10 protein-coding genes are annotated in these 11155 nt (G+C 68.2%); 3 read left to right on the top strand and 7 right to left on the bottom strand.

What is annotated here, in order from left to right; all coding sequences use genetic code 11:
* Positions 1–52 precede the first annotated feature (52 nt).
* The 3 genes from rpoB to rplJ all read right to left on the bottom strand — a co-directional run bounded on the left by rpoB (position 53) and on the right by rplJ (position 4895).
* The gene (rpoB, locus tag H5399_RS07360; RefSeq protein WP_182782356.1) at positions 53–3526 is read right to left on the bottom strand and encodes a DNA-directed RNA polymerase subunit beta; all 3474 of its coding nucleotides are present in this window, start codon (positions 3524–3526) and stop codon (positions 53–55) included.
* A gap of 306 nt (positions 3527–3832) precedes the next feature.
* Entirely contained in the window at positions 3833–4225 is a 393-nt protein-coding gene (rplL, locus tag H5399_RS07355; protein ID WP_182782355.1) for a 50S ribosomal protein L7/L12, read from the bottom strand.
* 52 nt (positions 4226–4277) lie between these two features.
* On the bottom strand, positions 4278–4895 hold the full coding sequence (gene rplJ, locus H5399_RS07350) for a 50S ribosomal protein L10 (protein WP_182782354.1): 618 nt from the start codon (positions 4893–4895) through the stop codon (positions 4278–4280).
* A gap of 349 nt (positions 4896–5244) precedes the next feature.
* Between rplJ and H5399_RS07345 the strand changes: the two genes are divergently transcribed.
* The 3 genes from H5399_RS07345 to H5399_RS07335 are packed head-to-tail and all read left to right on the top strand — an operon-like array spanning position 5245 to position 7861.
* Positions 5245–6150, top strand: coding sequence for an ABC transporter substrate-binding protein (locus H5399_RS07345; RefSeq protein ID WP_182782353.1), 906 nt, complete (start codon positions 5245–5247; stop codon positions 6148–6150).
* A gap of 2 nt (positions 6151–6152) precedes the next feature.
* On the top strand, positions 6153–7103 hold the full coding sequence (locus tag H5399_RS07340) for an amino acid ABC transporter permease (RefSeq protein ID WP_182782352.1): 951 nt from the start codon (positions 6153–6155) through the stop codon (positions 7101–7103).
* Between the two features lie 5 nt (positions 7104–7108).
* Positions 7109–7861, top strand: a complete 753-nt coding sequence (locus H5399_RS07335) for an amino acid ABC transporter ATP-binding protein (protein ID WP_182782507.1) — start codon at positions 7109–7111, stop codon at positions 7859–7861.
* Positions 7862–7876: 15 nt separating this feature from the next.
* Here the strand turns inward: H5399_RS07335 and H5399_RS07330 are convergent, their stop codons facing one another.
* The 4 genes from H5399_RS07330 to rplA form a co-directional block, all read right to left on the bottom strand.
* The gene (locus H5399_RS07330; RefSeq protein WP_182782351.1) at positions 7877–8758 is read right to left on the bottom strand and encodes an NAD(P)H-hydrate dehydratase; all 882 of its coding nucleotides are present in this window, start codon (positions 8756–8758) and stop codon (positions 7877–7879) included.
* Positions 8755–9525 carry a histidine phosphatase family protein gene (locus H5399_RS07325; RefSeq protein WP_182782350.1) on the bottom strand — a complete coding sequence of 257 codons (771 nt, stop codon included), beginning with the start codon at positions 9523–9525 and terminating at the stop codon, positions 8755–8757. Before H5399_RS07325 ends, H5399_RS07330 begins: the two co-directional genes overlap by 4 nt.
* A gap of 67 nt (positions 9526–9592) precedes the next feature.
* Complete coding sequence (locus H5399_RS07320) at positions 9593–10348, bottom strand: enoyl-CoA hydratase/isomerase family protein (protein ID WP_182782349.1); 756 nt, start codon at positions 10346–10348, stop codon at positions 9593–9595.
* A 77-nt stretch (positions 10349–10425) separates the two neighbouring features.
* Entirely contained in the window at positions 10426–11127 is a 702-nt protein-coding gene (gene rplA / locus H5399_RS07315; RefSeq protein WP_182782348.1) for a 50S ribosomal protein L1, read from the bottom strand.
* Between the last annotated feature and the right edge of the window lie 28 nt (positions 11128–11155).

Raw genomic sequence — 11155 nt, 5'->3', positions numbered from 1 at the left:
TGAGGTGTTGATTCGGACCGTGTCAGGCCCGAGGGGTGACTGAGCGCAACACTCAGACTTCACCGACGTCCATGAAGTTGTCGCTTCCGGGACGGCGACCGAGATCGATGCCGAAATCCTCCGCCGAGCGGAGATCATCCTCGGAATCGCGCAGGTCGATGACCCGACCGTCGTCCGAGAGGACCTCCACGTTCAGGCAGAGCGACTTCATCTCCTTGACCAGAACCTTGAACGACTCCGGGATACCCGGCTCCGGGATGTTCTCGCCCTTGACGATGGCCTCGTAGACCTTCACGCGGCCGGGGACGTCGTCGGACTTGATGGTCAGCAGCTCCTGGAGTGCCCAGGCGGCGCCGTAGGCCTCGAGGGCCCACACCTCCATCTCGCCGAATCGCTGTCCGCCGAACTGGGCCTTACCGCCCAGCGGCTGCTGCGTGATCATCGAGTACGGGCCGGTGGAGCGGGCGTGGATCTTGTCGTCGACGAGGTGGTGGAGCTTGAGCATGTACATGTAGCCCACGCCCACCTTCTCCGGGTAGGGCTCGCCGGAGCGGCCGTCGAACAGGCGCGCCTTGCCGCCGGAGTCCACGAGGCGTTCGCCGTCACGGGTGGTCAGCGAGTTGGCCAGCAACCCGCCGATCTCCGATTCGTTGGCGCCGTCGAAGACGGGGGTGGCCACCTTCGCGTTGCCCTCCATGCGGCCGAGGCCGACGTCGCGCAGACGCTCCGCCCATTCCTCCTGGACGTCCGTGACGTCCCAGCCGGTCTTGGCGATCCACCCGAGGTGGTTCTCAAGCACCTGCCCGATGTTCATCCGGGAGGGCACGCCGAGGGGGTTGAGCACGATGTCGACCGGGGTGCCGTCCTCCATGAACGGCATGTCCTCGATGGGGAGGATCTTCGAGATGACGCCCTTGTTACCGTGGCGTCCGGCGAGCTTGTCGCCGTCGGAGATCTTCCTCTTCTGCGCCACGTGGACGCGCACCAGCTCGTTGACGCCGGGGGGGAGCTCGTCGTCGTCCTCACGGTTGAACACGCGCACCGCGATGACGGTGCCGGACTCGCCGTGGGGAACCTTGAGGGACGTGTCGCGCACCTCGCGGGCCTTCTCGCCGAAGATGGCGCGCAGCAGGCGCTCTTCCGGCGTCAGCTCGGTCTCACCCTTCGGTGTGACCTTGCCCACCAGGACGTCTCCGGCCGAGACCTCGGCGCCGATGCGCACGATGCCCCGCTCGTCGAGGTCCGCCAGCATCTCGTCCGAGACGTTGGGGATCTCGCGGGTGATCTCCTCCGCGCCCAGCTTGGTGTCGCGGGCGTCCACCTCGTGCTCCTCGATGTGGATCGAGGTCAGCACATCGTCCTGGACGATGCGCTGGGACAGGATGATGGCGTCCTCGTAGTTGAGGCCCTCCCACGGCATGAACGCCACGAGGAGGTTCTTCCCCAGTGCCAGCTCGCCCTGATCCGTGCAGGGGCCGTCTGCCAGCGGGGTGCCCACCTCGACACGGTCCCCCGGCTTCACCAGCGGGCGCTGGTTGATGCAGGTGCCGGCGTTGGAGCGCACGAACTTGTCCAGCTTGTAGGACTGGTAGGTGCCGTCGTCGTTGGTGATCTCGAGGAGATCCGCAGACACGGAGCTGACCACACCCGGCTTCTTCGCAAGCGTCACGTCACCGACGTCCACCGCGGCACGGTACTCCATGCCGGTGCCGACGATGGGGGCCTCGTTGCGGATCAGCGGCACGGCCTGGCGCTGCATGTTGGCACCCATGAGTGCGCGGGACGCATCGTCGTGCTCGAGGAACGGGATGAGCGCCGTGGCGATGGAGACCATCTGCCGCGGGGACACGTCCATGTACTCCACATCGGAGGCGTGGATCTGGTCCACGTCGCCGTGCTTGATGCGCACGAGGACGCTCTCCTCCGTCAGGCGGCCGGACTGATCGACATGGGCGTTGGCCTGCGCGATCGAGTAGCGGTCCTCCTCATCGGCGGTGAGGTAGTCGATCTGGTCGGTGACCATGCCGTCGACGACCTTGCGGTACGGGGTCTCGATGAAGCCGAAGGCGTTGACCCGGGCGAACGAGGCCAGCGAGCCGATGAGGCCGATGTTGGGGCCTTCAGGGGTCTCGATGGGGCACATGCGGCCGTAGTGTGACGGGTGGACGTCACGGACCTCCATGCCGGCGCGGTCACGGGAGAGTCCGCCGGGGCCCAGCGCCGAGAGCCGGCGCTTGTGCGTGAGGCCGGCCAGCGGGTTGTTCTGGTCCATGAACTGCGACAGCTGCGAGGTGCCGAAGAACTCCTTGAGCGCAGCGGTCACCGGGCGGATGTTGATCAGGGTCTGGGGCGTGATGGCCTCGATGTCCTGGGTGGTCATCCGGTCCCGGACGACCCGCTCCATGCGGCCGAGGCCGGTGCGCAGCTGGTTCTGGATCAGCTCGCCCACGGTGCGGAGGCGGCGGTTGCCGAAGTGGTCGATGTCGTCGGCCTCCACCTGGAGGTCTCCGAGCGTCTCGCGGTGCTCGTGCAGGGCCACGATGTAGCGGATGGCGCCGACGATGTCGTCGAGGGTCAGGACCTGCTGGTCGTACGGCAGATCGAGGCCCAGCTTCTTGTTGATCTTGTACCGGCCGACCTTGGCGGTGTCGTAGCGCTTGGGGTTGAAGTAGTAGTTGTCCAACAGCGCCTGAGCCGCGTCACGCGCCGGCGGTTCGCCCGGGCGCAGCTTGCGGTAGATGTCCAGGAGCGCCTCGTCCTGGGTCTTGACCGAGTCCTTCTCCAGCGTCAGCCGCATGGACTCGTACTCGCCGAACTCCTCGAGGATCTTGTCCTCGGACCAGCCGAGGGCCTTGAGCAGCACGGTGACGTTCTGCTTGCGCTTGCGGTCCAGGCGCACGAACACCATGTCGCGCTTGTCGATCTCGAACTCGAGCCAGGCACCACGCGACGGGATGACCTTGCAGGAGAAGATGTCCTTGTCGGACGTCTTGTCGGGGGTCTGCTCGAAGTAGACGCCCGGCGAGCGGACGAGCTGGGAGACCACGACGCGCTCGGTGCCGTTGATGATGAAGGTGCCGCGGTCCGTCATCAGCGGGAAGTCCCCGATGAAGACGGTCTGGCTCTTGATCTCGCCGGTGTCGTTGTTGACGAACTCAGCGGTGACGAAGAGGGGAGCGGCGTAGGTGACGTCGCGGTCCTTGCACTCCTCGATGGTCCACTTCGGGGACTCGAAGCGGTGGTCGCGGAACGAGAGCGACATCGTCTCGTTGAAGTCCTCGATGGGCGAGATCTCGGCGAACATCTCCTCCAGTCCGGACCGGGTGTTGACGTCGGTGCGGCCGGCGGCCAACTGGTCCGCGACCCTCCTCTGCCAGGCGTCGTTTCCGATCAGCCAGTTATAGGCGTCAATCTGCAAATCCAGGAGGTTTGGGACCTCGAGCGGCTCATGAATCTTCGCGAAGGAGATTCGGCCGGTGGATGAGACGACATTGGTGTTCTTCAACGCAGAGCGCGAGGCGGCCAAGATTCGGTCCTTCCAAGAACGCTTGAAGCAGGTTTTCCGTGCATGGCGAAATTCCCGTGTCAAATCACGGGCGCAACGCATAGCTGGGCAAACAACCACTATAGAGCAAGATGCACAGGACGGCAACTACCGCAGGCCTCACGGGCCCTGCGGTCGACTTCGATCCACGGTGATCTCTTCTGATCCTGATGATAGCGGGCGGGGCGCGGGGCGCAACCCTCAGCCCCAGGCATCCGGAGCCGGGGACGCGCAACGGCCCGCCCCCACTGGGGACGGGCCGTGAGCCGAGCTGAGCCGGGGCTCAGATCACTTGAGCTCGACGCTGCCGCCGGCGGCCTCGAGGGCCTCCTTGGCCTTGGCAGCGGTCTCCTTGTCGACCTGCTCCAGGACGGCCTTGGGGGCGCCCTCGACGAGGTCCTTGGCCTCCTTCAGACCGAGCGAGGTCAGCGCGCGGACCTCCTTGATGACGGCGATCTTCTTGTCGCCGCCGGCGGTCAGGATGACGTCGACCTTGTCCGAGACCTCTTCCTCGGCACCGGCGTCGTCGCCGCCGGCGGCAGGGGCGGCAGCCGCGACGGCGACCGGCGCGGCAGCGGTGACACCGAAGGTGTCCTCGAAGATCTTCACGAACTCAGAGAGCTCGATGAGGGTCATCTCCTTGAAGGCGTCAAGGAGCTCGTCAGTGGTGAGCTTCGCCATGGTGGGCGTTCCTTTCGTTGAAAACTGTGATCGCAGCGGGTGCTGCAACGGATCACTCCGCAGCGTCAGCTGCAACGGGTGCCGCATCAGCGGCGGGGGTGTTGTCCGTGGCTTCGGCGGCCGGCGCGGAGCCGGTGCCACCGATCAGGGAGGGGTTGGCCTCGGCAGCGGTCTGCAGAGCACCGAACAGACGGGCGCCCTGCGACAGCGGGGCGGCCAGCATGTAAGCGGCCTTGGCCAGGTTGGCCTGCATTGCGCCGGCCATCTTGGCCAGCAGGACCTCGCGGGACTCGAGGTCCGCGAGCTTCAGCACGGCCTGCGCGTCGAGGAACTTGCCCTCGAGCACACCACCCTTGATTGCCAGAGACGGATGTGCCTTTGCGAAGTCACGCAGCCCCTTGGTGGCGGCGGCGATGTCACCGTTGACGAACGCGATGGCGGTGGGGCCGGTGAGGGTACCTTCGATGCCCTCGATACCGGCTTCCTTGGCCGCGATCGCCGCAAGGGTGTTCTTCGCAACGGCGTAGGTGGCGTTCTCACCGAGGGATCGACGAAGTGTCTTCAGATCCTTGACGGTGAGACCGCGATACTCGGTGAGAACTGCCGCCGCAGAGTTACTGAACTGCTCAGTGAGGTCTGCGACCTTGGCAGCCTTGTCCGGCCTCGCCATGTGGTCTCCTTCCGGTGAAACATCCGCCCTCCACCCGGGTGGGCGGAAGGAGGGCCGAAGCCCCGCCGACGCAAAAAACGCCCCGACGCCGGCGGCGCGGGGCGATCCGAGGGACTCGGGAAGCTGATCACGTACACCTGCGCGGGAGCCTTGCGGCGTTATGGCTGGGGAGCCACCTGCGGTCTTCGGCCTGACGAACTATACCCAGCCCCATCCGGAGCCCCAAATCGACCGGGTCGGCGGCGGCGGGCCGGGCACCAGGTCCCACCGTCGGAGGGCGGTGGCGGGCCGCGCGGGAGCGTGCATTAACCTCTAGACCTTGAAGAGAGCAATTCCTGGAAGGACCCTCATGCGTCGCATTCTCGCCGCCGGCCTGCTGGCCACCCTCGCCGTGAGCGCCTGCAGCGCCCCGGCCACCACCGAGTCCGAATCAGGGTCCACGGACTCCTCAGACCGCACCCACGACGTCTCCGGTGTCGCGAAGGTCGACGACCTCGCCGCCCTCCTGCCGGCGGAGATCCGCGACAGGGGAACCCTGACGATCGGCGCCGCCATCGACTACGCCCCCGCGGAGTTCCGGGCCGAAGACCTCACCACGGCCATCGGCTACGACGTCGACCTCGGCAAGGCCATCGGGCGGGTACTCGGCGTCGAGACCGAAGTGGTCGACGGCGAGTTCGCCTCCCTGCTGCCGGGCATCGGCACCAAGTACGACATCGGCATCTCGTCGTTCACCGTCACGGAGGAGCGCACCGCCAACTTCACGATGATCTCCTACATCACGGTGGGCTCCAGCTTCGCGGTGAAGTCGGGCAACCCGGACGGGTTCAACCCCGACGAGCTGTGCGGGCAGACCATCGGCGTCCAGACCGGCACCTGGCAGGAGGAGGAGCTCGCCGCGTTCACCGAGGCCTGCGAGGCAGACGGCAACGAGCCGATCGAGGTCCTCCCCTACGCCAAGCAGTCCGACGTCACCACGAACCTCGTCGGCGGCAAGGTCGCGGCGTTCTACGCGGACTCGACGGTGGCCTCCTACGCCGTCGCGCTCACCAACGATCAGCTCGAGGTCGTGGGCGGGGTCCGCGACGCCGCCCCGCAGGGCATCGTCGTGGCCCAGGACGACGCCGAGCTCACCGCGGCCATTCAGGGCGCCGTCCAGCATCTGATGGACACGGGCACCTGGGGCGACATCCTGGACAGCTGGGGCGTGACCGACGCGGCTCTTGAGACCGCCGAGATCCACCCGCAGGCCTGAGCATGCCTCCGCCCACGCCGGAGCTGATCCGCGCCCGCCCCGTCCCCAGGCCAAGCCTGTGGCTCTGGGCGGGCATCATCCTGGTGCTCCTGGCCATGCTGATCCATGGCCTGCTGACCAACCCCAACTACCGCTGGGACGTGGTCGCCGGGCATCTGCTTGACCCGCGGATCCTCTCCGGCATGGGCTGGACCCTGCTCCTCACCGTCGGCGCAATGGCGCTGGGCATCACGCTCGCGGTCACCACCGCCATCATGCGGATGGGCACCAATCCGATCCTCCGCGGCGTCGCCTGGGTCTACATCTGGTTCTTCCGGGGCACGCCCGTCTACACCCAACTGGTGTTCTGGGGCCTGTTGCCGGTGCTGTATCCCAGGCTCAGCCTGGGCATCCCCTTCGGGCCCGAGTTCTTCGAGTTCACCACCCAGGACGTGATCAACGCGGGTGTCGCGGCCGTCCTCGGGCTCGGCCTCAACGAGGGCGCCTACCTGTCCGAGATCGTGCGCTCTGGCCTCAACTCGGTGGACAAGGGGCAGTGGGAGGCGTCCACCGCACTGGGGATGAGGCGCTCGACGACGTTGCGCCGGATCATCATTCCGCAGGCCATGCGCGTCATCGTGCCCCCCACAGGCAACGAGACCATCTCCATGCTGAAGACCACCTCACTGGTGCTGGCGGTCCCCTTCAGCCTGGAGCTCACCTTCGTCACCAACGCGATCGGCAACCGGAACTTCCTCCCGGTCCCCCTGCTCATCGTCGCCGCGATCTACTACCTCGTGGTCACGTCCATCCTGATGGTCGGGCAGTCCTACCTGGAGGCGTACTACGGCCGGGGCTTCGACACGGACACCACCTCGCGGCAGAAGCCCGCCAAGGCCATGTCCAAGCGGCAACAGGCCATCCTCGCCTCGGGCACCGTCCACGCCGACCCCAACCAGGAGGTGACCCCGTGACCGCCATGGTGGAGGCGAGGGCCGTGCACAAGCTGTTCGGCGACCTGCACGTGCTCAAGGGCGTGGATCTCACCGTGGAACGGGGCGAGGTGTGCGTGATCCTGGGCCCGTCGGGCTCCGGGAAGTCCACCCTCATCCGCTGCATCAACGAACTGGAGCAGATCAGCGCCGGCCGCATGTACGTCGACGGTGAGCTGATGGGCCTGCGTGAGGTCAACGGACGCCTGCACCGCCTGGGCGACAAGGAGATCGCCGCCCAACGCGCCAAGGTGGGCATGGTGTTCCAGCGGTTCAACCTCTTCCCGCACATGACCGCAGTGGAGAACGTGATGGAGGCGCCGCGCCAGGTGCGCAAGCTGGCCGGTGCGGAGGCCGAGAGGCTGGCCCGCGCCCAGCTCGAGCGCGTCGGGCTCTCGGACCGCGCCGAGCACTACCCGTCGCAGCTCTCCGGCGGTCAGCAGCAGCGCGTCGCGATCGCCAGGGCGCTGGCCATGGAACCGGAACTGATGCTCTTCGACGAACCCACCTCCGCGCTGGACCCCGAGCTGGTCGGCGAGGTCCTCGCCGTCATGCAGGCGCTGGCCGCAAGCGGCATGACCATGATCGTGGTCACCCATGAGGTGGGCTTCGCCCGCGAAGTGGCGGACCAGGTGGTCTTCATGGACGACGGCATCATCGTCGAACGGGGGGCGCCGGCGCAGGTCATCGACGCCCCTGAGCAGCAGCGCACGCGGGACTTCTTCGCCAAGGTCCTCTGAGGCCTCGGCGGAGCCTCAGCCGATCTCCAGCAGCGTCTGCGGGATCTCCGCGGGCAGCTCCCCCGCCAGGTAGCCGGTGGGGCCGAACCGCGACGCCAGGCGGCCTCCGACGGCGCCGTGCAGGTGCGCCGCCCACACCGCCGCCTGCGCCGGCTCCGCCCCGCGTGCGCACAGCCCCACGGTGATGCCGGCCTTGACATCCCCCGATCCGGCCACGCCCAGGCCGGCGTTGCCCTCGTCCGAGCGCCACAGCCGCCCGTCGGGCGTCCCGATGAAGGTGCTGGTGGAGCCCGAGCTCACCACGGCGCCCGTCGCTTCCGCCAGCCTCAGCACCGCTGAGGCCGGATCGCCGGCCACCTCTTGTTCGTCCTCGCCCAGAGTCAGTGCCAGCTCAGCAAGGTTGGGCGACAGGATGAGCGAGTCGAACCGCCTCCCGCGCGACGGGTCCTCCGTCAGCCAGGCGAGCGCCAAAGCGTCCATCACGACGGGGCCGCTGAGGAGGTGCGCGACCCCGGCTACCACCTCGACGGCGGATCCCACGTCCAACATTCCGGGTCCGAGCAGCGTGGCGTCCGCGCCGTCGGCGTACTCGGCCACCGCCGCCGCCGCCTCCTCCGTCAGGTTCCCCTCCGGTGAGCAGGGCGCTCCCCGCACGAGAGACTCCGGCAGCGCCACCGCGAGCGCGACGGCCACCGGCGCGGGCACCACCAGCTGGGTCTTGCCGGCCCCCGCCCGCATTGCCGCGCGGGCGGCCAACAGCACTCCCCCGGGATTGGGCACGCTGCCGCCGACGATCAGCGCACGGCCCCGGGAGTCCTTGTCTCCCCGGGACGCCGGCAGCGGCCAGTCACGCAGCACGGCCGCCGTGACCACGGTGGCCGCATCGCCGCGGCTCACGCGGGACCCGGTTCGGGACGGGCGTGGCCCGGCTCCCTGGTCACTTGGGCGTCCCCGCTCCCCACCAGTGCGCTGACGTCGTCCCGGGCCACCAGCCTCAGTGCTCCGCCGCCGTCGTCGCGGTACCGCGTCATCGAACAGTTCGCGATCGGCTCCTCCTTCTGGAGGGCGACCACCCGGGCGGCGTCCAGCCCTTCCAGGACGTAGCGGAACGCGAGGATCACCGCCTCGTGGCTGAACAACCAGACCCGTTCGGCGGGGTAGCGCGCCTGCAGCTCCACCAGGAGGCTGCGGATCCGCAGGATCACGTCCGCCCACGACTCTCCTCCCGGGGGACGGTAGTAGAACTTCCCCACCCGGTCGCGGCGGTCCGACTCCTCGGGATGGTCGGCCCTGATTCCGTACCAGGTGATGCCGTCGAAGATGCCCAACTCACGCTCACGCAACCGCTCGTCGAGCAGGACGTCCACGCCGAGGCTTGCGATGGCGTACTCCGCCGTGGCCACGGCCCGACGGTAGGGCGAGCTGACCACGACGGTGGGGCGTTGCGCACCCGGGAGCCCGGCCAGGTGCCGGCCCAGCGCCTCCGCCTGGCGGCGTCCCTCGTCCGACAGGTCGATCAGTTCGTCTGTGGCGGGGAGGTCCAGCCGGTGCGCCTTCGCGGCCATCGCCGCATGGTCAGCAACGTTGCCGAGGCTCTGGCCATGGCGGACGAGGACGAGCTCGGCGGGCCCCACCCGGGTGCCCTCTGTGGCGACAGTGGACATGCGCCTTCCTTTCGTCGAAGCAACCACCCTACGGCCGGGTTCCAGCACCCGCCAGGGCCGACCGGGCTCACTCGGGCCGCCACGCGAACCGCGCGGGGCGGCGCTCACGGAAGGCGGCGATCCCCTCGGGAAGGTCGGGGCCCGAGTTGGCACGTTGGACCCAGGAGATGGCGGTCTCGGCGCCGAGGTCGCGGGCCACGAGGCCGTCGACGATCTCCTTGGATGCGCGGAGGGTCAGCTGTGAGAGCCCCGCCATGCGCTCCCCCATCACGATCGCCGTCTCCAGCGCCTGGCCACCCTCCACGACGGCATTGAGGAGCCCGACCGAGAGCGCGCGCTGCGCGTCGAGGCGGGCGGCGGTGAACAGCATCTCCTTGGTCACCGCCGGGCCCATGAGGTGGATCATCCGCTGAGTGGCGGAGACCGGGTAGACGATGCCCAGGGTGGCCGGCGGCACCGAGAAGGTCGCCGAGTCCCCCGCGACTCGGAGGTCGCAGCCGACGGCGAGCTCGAGCCCTCCGCCGAAACAGGCGCCCTCGATGGCGGCGATGACGGGCTTGGGGCTCCGGGCCAGAGCCAGCTCCGCGTTGATGGGGCCCTCGGCGTGATGGAGTTCGTCGAGGCCACTGATGTCCGAGCCCGCGCAGAAAGTGCCACCGGCGCCGGTCAGCACCACGACCGCGACCTCCGGGTCCGCGTCCAGGCCCCGCATCAGTGTGGGAATCCTTCGCCACATGTCGTCGGTCATGGCGTTGCGCTTGCCGGTGTTGTTCAACGTGATGACGGCGATGCTGCCCTGGCGGTGGAGGTCGACGGTGGCCATGGCCCCATCCTGTCACCGGAGACAGCCAACGGGGCGGGCGCCGTGATGGCGCCCGCCCCGTTGGGCAGTGGTGTGTCTCAGTCCTCGGCGGGCTTGGTGACCGTGATGTCGACGAGCACGCTGGGGCTCATGGTGCCCGACACCGCGATCTTGCGGAGGTAGCGGCCCTTCGACGCCGAAGGCTTGAGCCGCATGATCTCCTCGATCACCGAGAAGTAGTTGTCGATGAGCTGCTGCTCGCCGAAGGACGCCTTCCCGATGATGAACTGGAGGTTGGCGTGCCGGTCCACGCGGAACTCGATCTTGCCGCCCTTGATCTCGGAGACGGCCTTGGCCACGTCCATGGTGACGGTGCCCGTCTTCGGGTTCGGCATCAGGCCGCGGGGGCCCAGGACGCGGCCGAGGCGGCCGACCTTGCCCATCAGATCCGGGGTGGCCACGACAGCGTCGAAGTCCAGGTAGCCGCCGGCCACCTTCTCGATGAGCTCGTCGGTGCCGACCTCGTCGGCTCCAGCGGCGCGCGCGGCGTCAGCCTTGTCGCCGGCAGCGAAGACGAGGACCCGAGCCGTCTTGCCAGTGCCGTGGGGAAGGTTGACCGTGCCGCGGACCATCTGGTCTGCCTTACGGGGATCGACGCCCAGACGGACGGCGACGTCGATGGTCTCGTCGAACTTCGCCGACGCCATCTCCTTGATGAGGCGGAGCGCCTCCTGCGGGCTGTAGGCCTGCTCCTCGTTGCGCTTCTCCGCGGAGGCGCGGTAAGCCTTGCTGTGCTTCATGCTGGTTCCTTCAATTCAGCCGGCCTCG

Origin of the sequence: Tessaracoccus sp. MC1627 (genome assembly GCF_014164725.1) — a bacterium.
GTDB lineage: Bacteria > Actinomycetota > Actinomycetes > Propionibacteriales > Propionibacteriaceae > Arachnia.
Note: the sequence above shows the minus strand (reverse complement) of the source record. Positions and strands in the feature narration are given on the sequence as shown.

Bases quoted from the DNA above. Each gene is read 5' to 3' on its own strand.
- rplL (WP_182782355.1), bottom strand. From the start codon at position 4,225: ATGGCGAAGCTCACCACTGACGAGCTCCTTGACGCCTTCAAGGAGATG.
- rplJ (WP_182782354.1), bottom strand. From the start codon at position 4,895: ATGGCGAGGCCGGACAAGGCTGCCAAGGTCGCAGACCTCACTGAGCAG.
- H5399_RS07345 (WP_182782353.1), top strand. From the start codon at position 5,245: ATGCGTCGCATTCTCGCCGCCGGCCTGCTGGCCACCCTCGCCGTGAGC.
- H5399_RS07340 (WP_182782352.1), top strand. From the start codon at position 6,153: ATGCCTCCGCCCACGCCGGAGCTGATCCGCGCCCGCCCCGTCCCCAGG.
- H5399_RS07335 (WP_182782507.1), top strand. From the start codon at position 7,109: ATGGTGGAGGCGAGGGCCGTGCACAAGCTGTTCGGCGACCTGCACGTG.
- H5399_RS07325 (WP_182782350.1), bottom strand. From the start codon at position 9,525: ATGTCCACTGTCGCCACAGAGGGCACCCGGGTGGGGCCCGCCGAGCTC.
- H5399_RS07320 (WP_182782349.1), bottom strand. From the start codon at position 10,348: ATGGCCACCGTCGACCTCCACCGCCAGGGCAGCATCGCCGTCATCACG.
- rplA (WP_182782348.1), bottom strand. From the start codon at position 11,127: ATGAAGCACAGCAAGGCTTACCGCGCCTCCGCGGAGAAGCGCAACGAG.